The organism is Starkeya sp. ORNL1 (assembly GCF_012971745.1).
Classification (GTDB): domain Bacteria; phylum Pseudomonadota; class Alphaproteobacteria; order Rhizobiales; family Xanthobacteraceae; genus Ancylobacter.
Window position 1 is genome coordinate 5,551,657 of sequence record NZ_CP048834.1, and the last position, 16,514, is coordinate 5,568,170.

General features: G+C 66.1%; 11 protein-coding genes and 1 tRNA gene. 8 read left to right on the forward strand and 4 right to left on the reverse strand.

Annotated features, from left to right (window positions below; genetic code table 11):
* Positions 1-60: 60 nt before the first annotated feature.
* Positions 61-966 carry a 5'-methylthioadenosine/S-adenosylhomocysteine nucleosidase gene (locus tag G3545_RS26095; RefSeq protein WP_170017154.1) on the reverse strand — a complete coding sequence of 302 codons (906 nt, stop codon included), beginning with the start codon at positions 964-966 and terminating at the stop codon, positions 61-63.
* A 131-nt stretch (positions 967-1,097) separates the two neighbouring features.
* Between G3545_RS26095 and G3545_RS26100 the strand changes: the two genes are divergently transcribed.
* Positions 1,098-3,515, forward strand: coding sequence for a transketolase (locus tag G3545_RS26100; protein ID WP_170017156.1), 2,418 nt, complete (start codon positions 1,098-1,100; stop codon positions 3,513-3,515).
* 194 nt (positions 3,516-3,709) lie between these two features.
* On the opposite strand, the gene pyk is transcribed toward G3545_RS26100, so the two are convergent.
* Positions 3,710-5,284: a pyruvate kinase gene (gene pyk, locus G3545_RS26105; RefSeq protein ID WP_170017158.1), complete on the reverse strand. Its 1,575-nt coding sequence runs from the start codon at positions 5,282-5,284 to the stop codon at positions 3,710-3,712.
* Positions 5,285-5,701: 417 nt separating this feature from the next.
* Between pyk and pyc the strand changes: the two genes are divergently transcribed.
* From pyc to G3545_RS26130, 5 genes are all read left to right on the forward strand, one after another.
* Positions 5,702-9,169: a pyruvate carboxylase gene (gene pyc, locus G3545_RS26110; RefSeq protein WP_170017160.1), complete on the forward strand. Its 3,468-nt coding sequence runs from the start codon at positions 5,702-5,704 to the stop codon at positions 9,167-9,169.
* Positions 9,170-9,207: 38 nt separating this feature from the next.
* A complete protein-coding gene (locus G3545_RS26115; protein ID WP_170017114.1) occupies positions 9,208-10,371 on the forward strand; it encodes a Re/Si-specific NAD(P)(+) transhydrogenase subunit alpha in 1,164 nt (387 codons plus the stop codon).
* 168 nt (positions 10,372-10,539) lie between these two features.
* Positions 10,540-10,980: a proton-translocating transhydrogenase family protein gene (locus G3545_RS26120; RefSeq protein ID WP_170017162.1), complete on the forward strand. Its 441-nt coding sequence runs from the start codon at positions 10,540-10,542 to the stop codon at positions 10,978-10,980.
* Positions 10,981-10,993: 13 nt separating this feature from the next.
* Positions 10,994-12,391, forward strand: a complete 1,398-nt coding sequence (locus tag G3545_RS26125) for an NAD(P)(+) transhydrogenase (Re/Si-specific) subunit beta (protein WP_170017118.1) — start codon at positions 10,994-10,996, stop codon at positions 12,389-12,391.
* A 187-nt stretch (positions 12,392-12,578) separates the two neighbouring features.
* Complete coding sequence (locus G3545_RS26130; protein ID WP_170017164.1) at positions 12,579-13,040, forward strand: CBS domain-containing protein; 462 nt, start codon at positions 12,579-12,581, stop codon at positions 13,038-13,040.
* Positions 13,041-13,277: 237 nt separating this feature from the next.
* On the opposite strand, the gene rpoH is transcribed toward G3545_RS26130, so the two are convergent.
* Both rpoH and G3545_RS26140 read right to left on the reverse strand, forming a co-directional pair.
* Positions 13,278-14,186, reverse strand: a complete 909-nt coding sequence (gene rpoH / locus G3545_RS26135; RefSeq protein ID WP_170017166.1) for an RNA polymerase sigma factor RpoH — start codon at positions 14,184-14,186, stop codon at positions 13,278-13,280.
* Between the two features lie 155 nt (positions 14,187-14,341).
* On the reverse strand, positions 14,342-15,388 hold the full coding sequence (locus tag G3545_RS26140; protein ID WP_170017168.1) for an RluA family pseudouridine synthase: 1,047 nt from the start codon (positions 15,386-15,388) through the stop codon (positions 14,342-14,344).
* Here G3545_RS26140 and G3545_RS26145 point away from each other — a divergent pair.
* Together G3545_RS26145 and G3545_RS26150 are read left to right on the forward strand one after the other, a co-directional pair.
* Positions 15,387-15,728: a hypothetical protein gene (locus tag G3545_RS26145; protein WP_170017170.1), complete on the forward strand. Its 342-nt coding sequence runs from the start codon at positions 15,387-15,389 to the stop codon at positions 15,726-15,728. The two genes, G3545_RS26140 and G3545_RS26145, sit on opposite strands and share 2 nt — an antisense overlap.
* Positions 15,729-15,832: 104 nt before the next feature.
* A tRNA-Glu gene (locus G3545_RS26150) sits at positions 15,833-15,908 on the forward strand.
* Positions 15,909-16,514 lie beyond the last annotated feature (606 nt).

Here is a 16,514-nt window from a genome sequence, read left to right on the forward strand (position 1 = left end):
TTCAGGCTTGGCGCAGCATCGGCGGCTTATGGTTAATCGCCGGTTAAATCACGCCGTCCTTCAGTCCGGCAGCGCCTTCAGGAAGGCGCGCATCACGCTCACCGAATTGTCGGCGGCGAGTTGCTCGAAAATCTCGATCTGGTTCTCGCCCGGTCCGCCGCCGGCAAGGTCGGACAGCGAGCGGAAGGCGATGTAGGGCACATTGTTGGTGGCCGCGACATGGCCGATGGCGGCGGTCTCCATGTCCAGCACCCGCGCCTTGAAGGTGTCGAACACATAGGACCGGAACCCGGCATGGTCGACAAAGGCGGAGCCGGAGACGCCCTGCCCGCCGACGACGACCTTCGGCTTGTGCAGCAGGCAGACATTCACCGTCGCCGTGGTGCAGTTCTGCAAGGCGACGCCTTCCGCCTTGTGCGCGACTGCGAGCATCGCCTCATCGGCCGGGAACCAGAATTGCGGCTTGGGGCCATCCTGGCCGGCGCGGACAACCTCGACGTTCTGCGGAAATATCATGCCGAAATTCGCAAAATCGCGTTCCGCCCATGCCGGCAGCTGGTAGCCGGCCGGCGTCTCGCGGGCGAGGATCATGTCGAGATATTCGCCCCAGCGCTCGGGCACCGCGACATCGCCGATGTTCAGCGACGGATCGACGCCGCCGGCAACGCCCGTGACCACGATGCGGGTGACATTGTAGCGATCGAGGATCATCTGCGTGGTCATCGCGGCGTTGACCATGCTGACGCCGGTGAGGCCGAGCACCACCGGCTTGCCCTCGATACGGCCGAGCACGACGTTGACGCCTTTGTAGGTCTGCGCTTGCGGCGCCTCGACCACGGCCTGGAGCGCCTTCCACTCCGGCTCATAGGCCGACAGCACGGCGATGCGCGGCGTCGCCTCGACCGGCTCGGCGCGGGCACTCGCAAGGGTGAGGAGACAGGCGAGGAGGGCGATCAGGGTGCGCATGAAAGCTCCGGTATGGCGGGGCACATTTTCGTATCTACACGAAGGTACGGTCTGCAATCGAGGAACTATGTATTGCCTGCGCAATAGCGGCGAGCGCATTCTCAGGCCGACTTCATGGGAAGGTCGGGCCGATGAGCGACGCGCGTACCCGGACTACGGATTTCGCCATTCTCGCCGCGCTGGAGCGGAAAGTGTCCTGGCTCTCCGCCTGGACCATCCACCACGCCAACCATGTACGGGCGAGCGCCGATGGGCTGAAGGTGGGCGGTCATCAGGCCTCCTCCGCCTCGCTCTCCACTATCCTCACCGCGCTCTATTTCAAGGTGCTGCGGCCGCAGGATCGCGTCGCGGTGAAGCCGCATGCCAGCCCGATCTTCCATGCCATCCAGTATCTGCTCGGCCACCAGACCCGCGAGAAGCTGGAGGCCTATCGCGGCTACAAGGGCGCGCAATCCTATCCCTCGCGCACCAAGGACATTGACGACGTCGATTTCTCCACCGGCTCGGTCGGCCTCGGCGTGGCGCAGACGCTGTTCGCCAGCCTGGTGCAGGACTATGTCCGCGCCCACAAATTCGGGCGGGAGATGCCTGAAGGCCGGATGATCGCGCTGGTCGGCGACGCCGAGATGGACGAGGGCAACATCTATGAGGCGCTGCTGGAGGGCTGGAAGCAGGGCCTGCGCAATTGCTGGTGGATTCTCGACTACAACCGCCAGAGCCTCGACGCCGTCATCCGCGAAGGTCTGCCGGCGCGGCTGGAGGCGCTGTTCCGCGCCTTTGGCTGGGACGTCGTCACGCTGAAATACGGCGCCAAGCTCATCGAGGCCTTCAATGAGCCCGGCGGCGAGCGGCTGCGCGACTGGATCGACCGTGCGCCGAACCAACTCTATTCGGCGCTGACCTTCCAGGGCGGGGCGGCGTGGCGCAAGCGCCTGCTCGACGACCTCGGCGACCAGGGCCCGGTCACCGCACTGCTCGAGCGCCGCTCCGATGCCGAGCTCTCCGCGCTGATGACCAATCTCGGTGGGCACGACCTGCCGACGCTGATCGAAGCTTTCGATCGCATCGACCATGACCGGCCGGTGCTGTTCATCACCTACACCATCAAGGGCTACGGCCTGCCGCTCGCCGGCCATAAGGACAATCACGCCGGGCTGATGACGCCAGCGCAGATGGATGTTTTCCGTACTGCCATGAAGGTGCGGCCGGGCCATGAATGGGACCCGCATGAAGGGCTCGACGTGGCGTCGGCCGCGTTCGACGATTTCCTCGCCAGGGTGCCGTTCAATGCGCTCGGCAAGCGGCGCTATGAGGCGGCGAGCATCGAGGTGCCGACCGAGCTGCCGGCGCTGAAGCAAGGCGAACTCTCCACCCAGCAGGGCTTCGGCCTGCTGATGGCGGAGATCGCGCGGATCGGTGGCCCGCTGGCGGATCGTATCGTCACCACCTCGCCGGACGTCACTGTCTCCACCAATCTCGGCGGCTGGGTGAATCGGCGCGGGTTGTTCGCACGCGAGGCGGTGGCGGACCTGTTCCGGCAGGAGCGCATCCCCTCGACCTTCGACTGGACCTTCTCGCCCAAGGGCCAGCACATGGAACTCGGCATTGCCGAGATGAACCTGTTCATCCTGCTCGGCGCGCTCGGCCTGTCGCATTCGCTGTTCGGAGCGCGGCTGATCCCCATCGGCACGCTCTATGACCCGTTCATCCAGCGCGGGCTCGATGCGCTGAACTATGCCTGCTACCAGGATGCGCGCTTTATCCTCGTCGCCACGCCGTCGGGCCTGACGCTGGCGCCGGAGGGCGGGGCCCACCAGTCGATCGGCACGCCTTTGATCGGCATGGCGCAGGACGGACTTGCCGCCTTCGAGCCGGCCTATGTCGACGAACTGTCCGTCATCCTGCGCTGGGCGTTCGACTACATGCAGCGCGAAGATGGACCGGCCTCCGAGGTCGAGGAGCAGAGCTGGCTGCGCGACGAGACCGGCGGCTCGGTCTATTTCCGGCTGTCGACGCGTACGCTGGCGCAGCCCTCGCGCACCATCACGCCGGAACTCGCGCGCGACATGATCGACGGCGCCTATTGGGTGCGCCGGCCGGGGCCGAATGCGCAGGTGGTGGTGGTCTATACTGGCGTCGTCGCGCCGGAAGCGATGGAGGCGGTCGGGCTGATGGCCGAGGACCGCAAGGATGTCGGGTTGCTCGCCGTGACCTCCGCCGACCGGCTCAATGCCGGCTGGACCGCTTCGGCACGGGCGCGCGAGCGCGGCCTCGTCAAGGCCCGCAGCCACATCGAGCGGCTATTGGCCGAGGTGCCGCACGATTGCGGGCTGGTGACGGTGCTGGACGGGCATCCGGCGACGCTCGGCTGGCTCGGCGCAGTGGCGGGGCATCGCACCCGCACGCTCGGCGTCGAGCATTTCGGCCAGACCGGGACTATCGCGGATCTCTACAAGCACTACGGCATCGACGCCAACGCCATCGTCGCCGCGGCGCAATCGATCTCGCCGGGCCGCCCGATCCGCCATTTGCGGGCGCTGGAGGGGTAGGCCTTCCCCAATTGCCGTCATCCCGGACGGCCGAAGGCCGATCCGGGATCGTAGGAAAGTGTCGAGCGACACCTTCTTGCGATCCCGGCTCTCCGCTTCGCTGCGGCGGGGATGACGACGATTGAAGCCTGAAAACGAAATCCCCGGCACGAGGCCGGGGATGACGGTGTTCCTGCGATCTAGGCGATGGCGCCTCACCCCCGCCGGGTGCCCGCGCTGCGGCGGGCGGCGGTCTTGCGGGCAGGGGACTTCTTCACTGCCGCTTCAGTGCCGCCGGCCTTCTTCGCTGCCGCACGCTTGTGGCTGGTGGCCGCGCTGGAGTCCGGCTTCGACTTCTCCGCCTTCTTCTCGATGGTCACGAGGCGCAGCACATTGGTGGTGCCGGGTTGGGCGAAGGGCACGCCGGCGGTGATGGCGAGACGATCGCCCGGACCGGCGAAGCCCTGGTCGGTGGCGATGTGGGTCGCCTTGCTGGCGATCTCGGCGAAGGTGTGGATCTCCTCCGGCGCATGCACGACATGCACGCCGTAGGACATCACCAGCTTGCGCGCGGTGGCGAGGCGGCTGGCAATGCCGATGATCGGGATGCGCGGGCGCTCACGCGCGGCGTGCAGCGTCGTGGTGCCCGACAGCGTGTAGGTGACGATGGCGGCAGCGTTGATGGCGTTGGCGGCGTGGTAGGCGGCCTGCGTCACCGCGTCGGCAATCGAGTGGCCGGGCTCGGGGCGCTGCGAATCGATGATGGCGCGATAGCCAGGGTCGCATTCCACCTGCTTGATGATCTGGTCCATCATCGCCACCGCCTCGACCGGATACTGGCCGGCCGCGCTCTCGGCGGAGAGCATCACGGCGTCCGCGCCCTCATAGACGGCGTTGGCGACGTCGGAGACTTCGGCGCGGGTCGGCACCGGCGCGGTGATCATCGATTCCAGCATCTGGGTGGCGACGATGACCGGCTTGCCGAGGCGGCGTGACTCGCGGATGACGCGCTTCTGCAGCGCCGGCAATTCGGGGAGCGAGAGCTCGACGCCGAGGTCGCCGCGGGCGAACATGATGCTGTCGGACAGCTCGATGATCTCGGTGAGGTGCTCGACCGCCGCCGGCTTCTCCAGCTTCAGATTGACGTCGGCGCGATCCTGGATGAGTTCCTTGGCCTCGAGGATGTCCTCGGGCCGCTGCACGAACGACAGCGCGATCCATTCGACGCCGAGGTCCAGGGCGAAGGCGAGGTCGCCCTTGTCCTTCTCGGTCAGCGAGGAGACCGGCAGCACCACGTCGGGAACGTTGAAGCCCTTGTTGTTGGACAGCCGGGTGCCGGCGACCACTTCGGCCTCGATAAAGCCGCGGCCCTTCTTCGCCACACGGACGCGGACCTTGCCGTCGTCGAGCAGCACGGTCGAGCCCTCATGCAGGGCCTCGAGAATCTCGGGATGCGGAATGGGGATGCGCTTGGCATCACCCGGCGCCGAATCGCTGTCGAAGCGAACGGTCGTGCCGGGCGTGAGTGTGATAAAACCGTCGACGAACTTGCCGAGGCGCAGCTTCGGACCCTGCATGTCGGCGAGCACGCCGATCGGGCGGCCGGTTTCCTTTTCCAGCGCCCGGACGATGCCATAGATGCGGCCGTGATCGGCCTGCGTGCCATGGCTGAAATTCATCCGGAAGACGTCCACGCCCGCCTCGAAGAGAGCCTTGATCTTCTCCGGGCTCGAAGAAGCGGGGCCGAGGGTCGCCACGATCTTGGTCGCGCGTTCCCGCCTGCTGTGCATGGATTCCTCCGTCTGGTGACCGGCTTCTGCCGGATGTCCGCGTTGCCGCCGACGTGTTGATATGAACCAAAACCGGCGCGCTGTCTCTCGGCAGTTATCTTGCACCGCAGCGTGTCGATTTGGCGACGAAGCCGGCAAAGGGTACGACTTTCGAACAATGGCCGGGGCCTCTTGCTGGCATTCGTAATTCTGTATACCAATACATTCTCCGACGCGGGAAGCCTCTGAGGATGCGCTCGCATGCCGCGGCATGCCTCGTGCATCGCAAGTTGCGTCCTGCATCCTGACACCGCGCGGTTTTCCTGCCGCGGCGGGGTCATGTCGGGGGCTCGTCTCTGCTCAGGGCGGGTCGGCCGCACGGGTGAAGGTCTACGCACGTAACGATTGCCGAGGCATCATCACAGGCTGGCCGCACCCATGACCCGGAAAATCAAGAAGCTCCTCGTCGCCAACCGATCCGAGATCGCGATCCGCGTGTTCCGCGCCGCGACCGAGCTCGGCATCACCACGGTCGCCATCTATGCGGAGGAGGACAAGCTCTCGCTCCACCGCTTCAAGGCGGACGAAGCCTATCTGATCGGCCGCGGGCCATGGCTTGCGAAGCCGCTGGGCCCGATCGACGCTTACCTCTCGATCGATGAGGTGATCCGCGTCGCCAGGGAAGCCAGGGTCGACGCCATCCATCCCGGCTATGGCTTCCTGTCCGAAAGCCCCGAATTCGCGGAAGCCTGCGCCGAGGCCGGCATCGTCTTCATCGGGCCGAAGCCGCAAACCATGCGTGACCTCGGCAACAAGGTGGCGGCGCGCAACCTTGCGATCTCGGTCGGCGTGCCGGTGATGCCGGCGACCGATCCGCTCCCCGACGACAAGGCCGAGGTGCTGCGGCAGGCCGCGCAGGTTGGCTATCCGGTAATGCTGAAGGCAAGCTGGGGCGGTGGCGGGCGCGGCATGCGCCCGATCGACAGCGAGGACAAGCTGCTCGACGCGGTGATGACCGCGAAGCGCGAGGCCAAGGCCGCCTTCGGCAAGGACGAGGTCTATCTCGAAAAGCTGGTGCGCCGCGCCCGGCACGTCGAGGTGCAGATCCTCGGCGACACTTACGGCAATCTGGTGCACTTGTTCGAGCGCGATTGCTCGATCCAGCGCCGCAACCAGAAGGTGATCGAGCGCGCCCCGGCGCCTTATGTCGACGAAGCGACCCGCAAGGGACTCACCGATGCCGCGCTCGCCATCGGCAAGGCGACGAATTACATCGGCGCCGGCACCGTCGAGTTCCTGATGGATTCCGACACCGGCGCCTATTATTTCATCGAGGTCAATCCGCGCATCCAGGTCGAGCACACGGTGACGGAAGTCGTCACCGGCCTCGACCTCATCAAGGCGCAGATCAAGATCCTCGAAGGCGGCCACATCGGCGATGTCACCGAGACCGGAATCCCGGCGCAGGACGGCATCCATCTCAACGGCCATGCGATGCAGTGCCGGATCACCACCGAGGATCCGGAGAACAACTTCATCCCGGACTATGGCCGCATCACCGCCTATCGCGGCGCCATGGGTTTCGGCATCCGCGTCGATGGCGGCACCGCCTATTCCGGCGCGGTGGTGACGCGCTTCTACGACCCGATGCTGGAGAAGGTCACCGCCTGGGCGCCGACCGCCGAAGAGGTGATCGCGCGCATGTACCGGGCGCTGCGCGAATACCGCATCCGCGGCGTCGCCACGAACCTGCCTTTCCTCGAGAATGTGCTGACGCATGACGACTTCACGTCGTGCCGCTACACCACGCGCTTCATCGACACGACACCCGAGCTGTTCGATTTCGGTGCGCGCCGCGACCGCGCCACCAAGCTGCTGGCCTGGATCGCGGATGTCACGGTGAACGGCCATCCGGAGACCAAGGGCCGCGCCCGGCCGTCCGCCACCGCACGGGTGCCGGAGCCGCCGGCCTTCCTCAACGCGCCGCCGTCGGGCACGCGGCAGCTGCTGGAACAGCTCGGCCCGAAGGGCTTCGCCGACTGGATGCTGGCGCAAAAGCGGGTGCTCATCACCGACACCACGATGCGCGATGCCCACCAGTCGCTGCTTGCCACCCGCATGCGCACCTATGACATCGCCCGCGTCGCGGATTCCTATGCGCGCGGCGTGCCGGAGCTGCTGTCGCTGGAATGCTGGGGTGGCGCGGCATTTGATGTCGCCATGCGGTTCCTGTCGGAAGACCCGTGGGAGCTGCTCGCCAAGGTGCGCGCCAGCGTGCCGAACATCCTGACGCAGACGCTGGTGCGCGGCGCCAACGGCGTCGGCTACGCCAATTATCCCGACAATGTGGTGCGCTTCTTCATCCGCCAGGCGGCGGATGCCGGCATGGATATCTTCCGTGTCTTCGACTGCCTCAACTGGATCGAGAATATGCGCGTCTCGATCGACGAGGCGCTGAAGACCGGGAAGCTGGTGGAAGGCGCGATCTGCTATGCCGGCGACATGCTCGATCCTGCGCGGTCGAAGTACGATCTCAAATACTACATCTCCATGGCCAAGGAGCTGGAGAAGACCGGCATCCATATCCTCGGCCTCAAGGACATGGGCGGCCTTGTCAAGCCGGCGGCGGCCAAGGTGCTGTTCAAGGCGCTGAAGGAAGAGATCGGCCTGCCGGTGCACTTCCACACCCATGACACGTCGGGTGTTTCCGGCGCCTCGGTGCTGGCGGCGGTGGATGCGGGGGTCGATGCCGTCGACCTCGCCATGGACGCCATGTCCGGCATGACCTCGCAGCCTTGTCTCGGCTCCATCGTCGAAGCGCTGCGCGGCTCGGAGCGCGACACCGGGCTCGATCCGGAAGCGATCCGCCGCATCAGCTTCTATTGGGAAGGCGTGCGTGCCCAGTACGCCGCCTTCGAGAGCGACCTCAAGGGGCCGGCCTCGGAGGTCTATCTGCACGAAATGCCAGGCGGGCAGTTCACCAATCTCAAGGAGCAGGCGCGCTCCATGGGGCTGGAGAGCCGCTGGCACGAGGTGGCGAAGGCCTATCGCGATGCCAACGACCTGTTCGGCGACATCATCAAGGTGACGCCGTCCTCCAAGGTGGTGGGCGATCTCGCTTTGATGATGGTGAGCCAGGGGCTTTCCGCAGCAGACGTGCTCGACCCGAAGCGCGATGTCGCTTTCCCGGCATCTGCGGTGGCGATGCTGCATGGCGAATATGGCCAGCCGCTCGGTGGCTGGCCGGAGGCGTTGCAGAAGAAGGCGCTGAAGGGCGAGCCGCCGATCACGGTGCGCTATGGCTCGCTGCTCGCCGACGCCGATCTGGAGGCCGAGCGGGCCGAGGTGTCGAAGCTGGTCGGCCACACCGCCGATGACAAGGAACTGGCCTCCTATCTGATGTATCCGAAGGTGTTCTCCGACTTCGCGCCGGTGGTGGCGAAGTTCGGCCCGGTGTCCGCGCTGCCAACGCCGGTGTTCTTCTATGGCATGAAGCCCGGCGACGAGATCACCATCGAGATCGAACGCGGCAAGACGCTGCTGGTGCGCCTCACTGCGCTGGGCGAGACCCGTGATGACGGCCTCGTCGAAGTGTTCTTCGAGCTGAACGGCCAGCCGCGCATGATCGTCACCGCCGATCGCGCCGCGGTGCCGAAGGTTGCCGGCCGGCCGAAGGCGGAACTGGGCAACGACCTGCACGTCGCCGCGCCGATGCCCGGCACGGTGTCCTCGCTCGGCGTGCATACCGGGCAGGAGGTGAAGGCCGGCGACGTGCTGCTCACCATCGAGGCGATGAAGATGGAAACCGCGCTGCATGCTCCGCGCGCCGGTACGGTCGCGCAGATTCTGGTATCGCCGGGTAATTCGATCGACGCCAAGGATTTGCTTGTTGTATTGGAAGAATAGCTGGGACAAAGCGTGAGAATAAGAAAGTCGGAGGGAACATGCGGATAGCGGTTGTCAAAGAGAGCTCTGATTTGGAGCCACGGGTAGCCTTGTCTTCGGACACGGCGAAGCGGTTTGCGGCCTTGGGGGCCGAGGTTGTGGTGGCGTCGGGGGCGGGACTGCGGTCGGGGATCCTGGACGCGGACTATGCGGCGGTGGCGGCGACGATCGTGCCCTCCAATGCCGAGGCGATCAGTGGCTCGGACGTGATCCTGGCGGTGCGCCGGCCGGAGGCTGGGGAGCTTGCGGGCGTGAAGCCGGGGGCGCTGGTGATCGCGATCGCCGATCCCTACGGCCACGAGGCGGAACTCGGTGCGATCGCGGCGACCGGGGCCTCGCTGTTCGCGATGGAGCTGATGCCGCGCATCACCCGGGCGCAGGTGATGGACGTGCTGTCGAGCCAGGCCAACCTCGCCGGCTACCGCGCGGTGGTGGATGCGGCGGGCGAGTTCGGCCGGGCGTTCCCGATGATGATGACGGCGGCGGGCACGGTACCGGCGGCGCGGGTGTTCGTGATGGGCGCGGGCGTGGCGGGGCTGCAGGCGGTGGCCACCGCACGGCGGCTCGGCGCGGTGGTGTCGGCGACCGATGTGCGGCCGGCGGCCAAGGAGCAGGTGGAGAGCCTGGGCGGCAAGTTCATCGCGGTCGAGGACGAGGAGTTCAAGCAGGCGGAGACCGCGGGCGGCTACGCCAAGGCGATGTCGGCGGAGTACCAGGCCAAGCAGGCGGCGCTGGTGGCGAGCCACATCGCCAAGCAGGACATAGTCATTACCACGGCGCTGATCCCGGGCCGTCCGGCACCGAAGCTGGTCTCGGCGGCGATGGTGGCCTCGATGAAGCCGGGCTCGGTGCTGATCGACCTCGCGGTGGAGCGCGGCGGCAATGTCGAGGGTGCGGTCCCCGGCGAGGTGGTGACGACGGCCAATGGGGCGAAGATCGTCGGCTACCTCAACGTGCCGGGGCGACTGGCGGCGACCTCGTCGCAGCTCTACGCCAAGAACCTCTATGCCTTCGTCGAGACGCTGATCGACAAGACGTCGAAGAGCCTCGCCGTGAAGTGGGACGACGAGCTGGTGAAGGCGACGCTGCTGACCAAGGACGGCGCGGTGGTGCACCCGTCGTTCAAGCCTGCGGATGTCGCGGCGGACGCGCCGGCGTCGTAGGGGTCTTCCAACACCACCCTCATGCCCGGGCCTGATCCGGGCACCCAGGGCTTCGGAGCCGGGTTGATCCCCGGGTGAAGCCCGGGGACGGGATGAGGGCGAGCCAAGAACAGAGGGAAGCGGCGGGCGGCCCGAGGTGGCCGGCCCGGCAGGATCGGGGAGAGCAACATGGCCAATCCGGCAGCGATCGAGGCTGTGGAAGGGGCGAAGGCGGCGGCGGAAGTGGCGCGGCAGGCGGCGGAAGCCGCGGCGGCATACGCCGATGCTGCTGCGGCGGCGGCAGGAGCGGCGGCGCACGGGCTGTCGGGCGGGGCGATCGACCCGTTCGTGTTCCGGCTGGCGATCTTCGTGCTGGCGGTGTTCGTCGGCTATTACGTGGTGTGGTCGGTGACGCCGGCGCTGCACACGCCGTTGATGAGCGTCACCAACGCCATCTCCTCGGTGATCGTGGTCGGGGCGCTGCTGGCGGTCGGGGTGGACCTGGCGGCGGAAGGCACCGGCTTTGCCCGCGGCTTCGGCTTCATCGGGCTGATCCTGGCTAGCGTGAACATCTTCGGCGGCTTCCTGGTCACCAGCCGGATGCTCGCCATGTACCAGAAGAAGAAGTGAGGGGCGGGGAACAATGAACGCCAATCTGGTCGCTCTGCTGTATCTCGTCTCCGGGGTGCTGTTCATCCTGGCGCTGCGCGGGCTGTCGAGCCCGGTGACGTCGCGCCAGGGCAATCTGTTCGGCATGGTCGGCATGGGGATCGCCATCCTGACCACGCTGGGCGCGAGCCCGCCGCACGGGGCATGGGGCTGGGCGCTGGTGCTGGGCGGGCTCGCCATCGGCGGCGGCGCCGGTGCCATCATCGCCAAGCGCATCGCCATGACGCAGATGCCGCAGCTGGTGGCCGCGTTCCACTCGCTGGTGGGCCTCGCCGCGGTGATGGTGGCGGCCGCCGCGCTCTATGCGCCGGAAGCCTTCGGCATCGGCGCGGTCGGCGCCATCCACGGCCAGGCGCTGGTGGAGATGAGCCTCGGCGTCGCCATCGGCGCCATCACCTTCACCGGCTCGGTGATCGCGTTCGCCAAGCTGAACGGCAATATGAGCGGCAAACCGATCATGCTGCCGGGCCGCCACGTCATCAATGCCAGCCTCGCCATCCTCTTGGTGGTGCTGGTCGTGGTGCTGGTGCTGACCGAGAGCCATTTGGTGTTCTGGCTGATCGTGCTGGTCAGCCTGGTGCTGGGCGGCTTGATCATCGTGCCGATCGGCGGCGCCGACATGCCGGTGGTGGTGTCGATGCTGAACTCGTACTCCGGCTGGGCGGCGGCGGGCATCGGCTTCACGCTGGGCAACACCGCGCTGATCATCACCGGTGCGCTGGTCGGCTCCTCCGGCGCGATCCTGTCCTACATCATGTGCAAGGGGATGAACCGTTCCTTCATCTCGGTGATCCTCGGCGGCTTCGGCGGCGAGACCTCGGGGGGACCTGCCGGCGTGGTGGAGACCCGTCCGGTGAAGCAGGGCTCGGCGGAGGACGCGGCGTTCATCATGAAGAACGCGGCCAAGGTGATCATCGTGCCGGGCTACGGCATGGCGGTGGCGCAGGCGCAGCACGCGCTCAGGGAAATGGCGGACAAGCTGAAGGAGGAGGGCGTCGAGGTCTCCTACGCCATCCATCCGGTGGCCGGGCGCATGCCCGGGCACATGAACGTGCTGCTGGCGGAAGCGAACGTGCCGTATGACGAGGTGTTCGAGCTCGAGGACATCAACTCGGAGTTCGCGCAGGCCGACGTGGCGTTCGTGATCGGCGCCAACGACGTGACCAACCCGGCGGCGAAGACCGACCCGCAGTCGCCGATCTTCGGCATGCCGATCCTCGACGTGGAGCGGGCCAAGACGGTGCTGTTCATCAAGCGCGGCATGGGCTCGGGCTATGCCGGTGTGGAGAACGAGCTGTTCTTCAAGGACAACACCATGATGCTGTTCGCCGACGCCAAGAAGATGGTTGAAGAGATCGTCAAAAACCTCTGACCACACACACCTTCACCAACACCAAAGGCCGGGAGAAATCCCGGCCTTTTTGCTGTCCGCGCACTGAAGAAGAGGTTTGCCGCATTGCGGAATCGGTTTTCATTGACGTCAGGTGTATTGCATACCAGAATTCGACCAAAGACTAAGAGTTCGAACGCGTCGCCCCGGCAACCAGAGGGAGGTCGCCATGCTTGTCGCGGATCTCATGAAATCGAAGAACGCCCGCGTTCCCACCATCCGCATGACCGAAACGGTCGAGATGGCGGCGACGCTGCTGAACCGCGAGCGCATCGGCGCCGTGGTGGTGAAGGATGCCTGCGGTTCCGAGGGCGACACCGTGGTCGGCATCTTCTCCGAGCGCGACGTGGTGCGCGCCGTTGCCGAGCGCGGCGCTGCCGGGCTGAAGGCCAGGGTGGCCGACCTGATGTCGCGCAACATGATCTCCTGCACCATGGAAGACACCGTCGACCATGTGCGGGCGCTGATGGACAGCCATCACATCCGCCATCTGCCGGTACTGGAAGATCACCAGATGGTCGGCGTGCTGAGCATCCGCGACGTGCTCGCCTTCGATGTGCGGCGGGCGCGGGAAGTCTCGCCGGTGCTGCAGGCGGGTGGTGGTGCCGGCGGGATGTCGCTGTCGGCGTAGGGCGCGCTACCCCTCAGAGTGACGTCATGGCCGGCCTCGTGCCGGCCATCTCGATTCTGGGGGTGGACGCGCCTACTTCAGCATCCTTCGAGGCTCGCTGCGCGAGCACCTCAGGATGACGTGGTTACAGGAGCAACCTTATCCTGAGCTGCCCGGCAAAGCCGGGCCGCGAAGGATGCGGCTGGGAGTTCTTCCCGGAACCGCCTTACGGCCGTTCCGGGATGGCTTCCTTGGAGTTCAGAGCGCCGGTGAATGCTCGCGCGCGTCCGGCGTTTCGATGTGGCGCACGCGATCGATGACCGCCTTCTGCACCTTTTCGAAGGCCCGTACCTCGATCTGGCGCACCCGCTCGCGGGACACGCCGAACTCGGTGGCGAGATCTTCCAGCGTCATCGGATCGTCCGACAGCCGGCGCGCCTCGAAGATGCGGCGCTCGCGGTCGTTCAGCACCGACAACGCACCGGCCAGCGCCGAGCGACGATTGTCCAGTTCCTCGTGCTCGACCAGCACCGCTTCCTGGCTCTCGCGATCGTCGGCAAGCCAGTCCTGCCACTCGCCGCCGCCCTCGACATCGCCGCGAATCGGCGCGTTGAGCGAAGCGTCGCCAGACAGGCGGCGGTTCATGTCGATCACGTCCTGCTCGGCGACGCCGAGCTTGGTGGCGATCTGCTTCACCTGGTCGGGGCGCAAATCGCCTTCCTCCAGCGCGGAGATCTGGCTCTTGGCCTTGCGCAGGTTGAAGAACAGCTTCTTCTGCGCAGCCGTGGTGCCCATCTTCACCAGGCTCCAGGAGCGCAGGATGTATTCCTGGATCGACGCCTTGATCCACCACATGGCGTAGGTGGCGAGGCGGAAGCCCTTGTCCGGCTCGAAGCGCTTCACCGCCTGCATCAGGCCGACATTGCCTTCCGAGATCACCTCGGATATGGGCAGGCCATAGCCGCGATAGCCCATGGCGATCTTGGCGACGAGGCGCAGATGGCTGGTGACGAGGCGCGATGCCGCTTCGGGATCCTCATGCTCGCGCCAGCGCTTGGCGAGCATATATTCCTCCTGCGGTTCCAGCATGGGGAACCGGCGGATCTCTTCCAGATAGTGGGACAGCCCGCCCTCGGCGGACGGGATAGTGATTGCGGAACGGGCCATTGAGCGCCCTCCTTCCTCTCGTACGGTCCCCATAAACGGGCGACCAGGTCGCGGCCGCATTCAGCCAGCCGCTGAAAGCATGATACAGCAGGTGACACAAAACCGGAAAGCGCAACGTTTGCCATGGTCACGTTGCGTTGAGGCAAGCTCGTGTTTCAGCCCGCCAAAGCGGCTTCCAATACCGCGAGATCGGCCGGCAGCGGGCTCTCGAACAGCAGGAATTCCCCGCTCGCGGGATGCTCGAAACCGAGCCGTGCCGCGTGCAAGGCTTGCCGGCTCAAGGTTTCCAGCGCGACGCGGGCCTCGGTGGTAAGCCGTGACGCCTTGGTGCGGTGACTGATGCCGTAGGTCTCGTCCCCCAATAATGGATGGCCGATATGCGCCATATGCACGCGGATCTGATGCGTGCGTCCGGTTTCCAGCCGGCACTCCAGCCGGCAGGCGACCGCACGGCCCTGTGAATCAGCATAGACAGCCTGCCGTTCCCAATGGGTAATGGCGAAGCGCCCACCGGCACGTACCGCCATGCGGTCGCGCGAGACCGGGTGGCGGTCGATCGGCGCATCCACCGTGCCACGCGGCGCCGACGGCTCGCCCCAGGCAAAAGCGACATAAGCGCGCTCCAGCGGCCCGGTGCGGCCGTGATCGGCGAATTGGGCGGCGAGTGCGCGATGGGCGGCGTCATTCTTGGCGACCACGAGCAGGCCGGAAGTATCCTTGTCGAGACGGTGCACGATGCCTGGCCGCCGCACGCCGCCTATGCCTGAGAGGCTGGCCCCGCAATGGAACAGCAGGGCATTGACCAGCGTACCGTCGGGATTGCCGGGGGCCGGGTGCACCACCATGCCAGCCGGCTTGTCGATGACTATGAGATCGTCATCCTCATGCATGATCGCAAGGGGGATGTCCTGCGGCTCGGGCTCGGCTGGCTCGGGAGCGGGCAGGGTAAGCGCGAAGCGCTCGCCGCTCGCGACCTTGCTGGAGGAGGCGGTCAGCGCGCGGCCATCGCGCGAGAGCTGGCCGCCGGCGATCAGCGCCTGGATCCGGGTGCGGCTCAGCTCGGGCAGGTGCCTCGCCAGCACGCGGTCGAGCCGCAGCCCTTCATCATCCGGGCTGGCGATGATATCGACGCGCGCCGCCTCCGCCGCGCCGGGCGCGGCGTCATCCAATTCTTCCAGGGGCTCGTCCGACGGTGACTGCATGAATTCTCCTGACCAAGACGAGAAGCTCGATCCGGCAGCGGAGCGCGTGCTGCGCAAGCTGCGCGGCTTCGCCGCCTTTTCCGGCCTGCTGATGGGCTTCGGCTTCCTCGCCCTGTTCGGCGCCATCGGATACAGGGTCGTGGCCGGATGGAAAAGCGTGCCGGCTCAAGTTTCCGGCACGATCCTGCTGCCGAAGGGGGCGAAGGTGCTCTCCGCCGTCCCGTCCGGCGATATCATCGCCGTCACGGTGGAGCGCGACGGCGGGATGGTCGAGACCCTGTTCTTCGATGCAAGCAGCCACGCCCCGCGCGGACGCATCGGCTTTGCGCCGGAACCGTGAGGTGGTGAGCTGCGGCGAGGCGCGCAAGCGGGTTTCTCGGTGGATATGTCGATCACCCCTTGATCGGTCAGGAGTTTCGCCCTAAGAGGGCGGCCTGCCGCGACGCTCCCATCGTCTAGCGGTCTAGGACGTCGCCCTCTCACGGCGAAAACACCGGTTCGATTCCGGTTGGGAGCGCCAGCAATTGCAAGGGGTTAGCCTCTTTCGCTGGTGATGCACCAAATATCCGTCGAATATCGGCCTGCGCGCATTGACGGACGTTAGCGGACAAAAAAATGCCGCGCTCACTGCCCTCCTAACTTCCTCATCTTCACGAGGCGAGCCTCAACATTGGCGGCAACGCTTCCTCCAGAACTAGCCAGCTGGACCGCGCCGCCGATCTCTGCGGTGTTCAGTGACGTGTGGTCTCGGGATCGCTCGTTTCACTGACTCGACAATTTGCGGCCGGAACAGTGGCATCCGGCCGCCACGCTGATCCGATTCGCCCGATCTCAAAACTAGGCCGGTTTTCGCCGGGCTCGTGACGGCGGTCGCGCTCGGCCTTTGCGCTCTACGGCATCGACATGGAGTTGGAGTTTGCAAGACAGGCCGAGCTTGAGAATAAGTCTCCCGCGATGAAAGTGGCGCCGGCTTACGCGAACGATGTTGGAGTTTGCGGCAGAAAATAAAAGGCAAGCTACAGTCGAGCATTAGCGTTGAGAGAGCAGCGATCGTCCTCGACGCGCCTCTGCTACGGCCGGCGTCCGTTTTGCCGCAGAGAGAATCGACCACGCAAGGCGCTGGTGA